Source organism: Mycobacterium sp. 2YAF39 (assembly GCF_052114565.1).
Lineage (GTDB): Bacteria > Actinomycetota > Actinomycetes > Mycobacteriales > Mycobacteriaceae > Mycobacterium.
This window is the reverse complement of the sequence record NZ_JBFREZ010000039.1, coordinates 1-575: the sequence shown is the minus strand read 5'-3', so window position 1 is coordinate 575 and position 575 is coordinate 1. Positions and strand designations below refer to the sequence as shown.

Annotated in this window: 1 protein-coding gene; it reads left to right on the top strand. The window is 67.8% G+C overall.

All coding sequences use genetic code 11. The features are described from left to right. On the top strand, window positions 1–575 hold a 575-nt coding region (locus tag AB4Z42_RS28360), incomplete at both ends, for a DUF222 domain-containing protein (RefSeq protein WP_442012574.1).

Here is a 575-nt window from a genome sequence, read left to right as displayed (position 1 = left end):
CAGGCCCAAATCGACGGCGACCAGCGCAGTCTGACCCAGCGCCAGCACGACGCGATGGTCGCCGTCGGGCGCAGTGTCTTGGAAAGCGGTGAACTCGGCCGGCACAACGGATTACCGACCTCGGTCATCATCCGTACCACCCTGCAGGACTTGGAGAGCCGCGCCGGGGTCGGTGTCACTGGCGGTGGCACCGTGGTGCCGATCCGCGATGTGATCCGCATGGCCGCCCACGCCAACCAGTACCTGGCGGTGTTCGACCGGGCCACCGGCTCGGCGCTGGATCTGTTCCGCGCCCGCCGGGTCGCCTCACCCGCGCAGCGGATCATGCTGATCGCCCGCGACGGGGGCTGCACAAAACCCGGCTGCACCGTCCCGGCGTACGGCAGTCAGGTCCATCACGCCGCCAAGGATTGGGCCGAGGACGGACAAACCAACATCGACGACCTCGGTCTGGCCTGCGGTCCCGACAACCGCCTCGTCGACAAAGACGGCTGGACCACCCGCATCAACGCCCACAACGACGTCGAATGGCTACCACCGAAGCACCTCGACACCGGCCAAGCCCGCGTCAACGA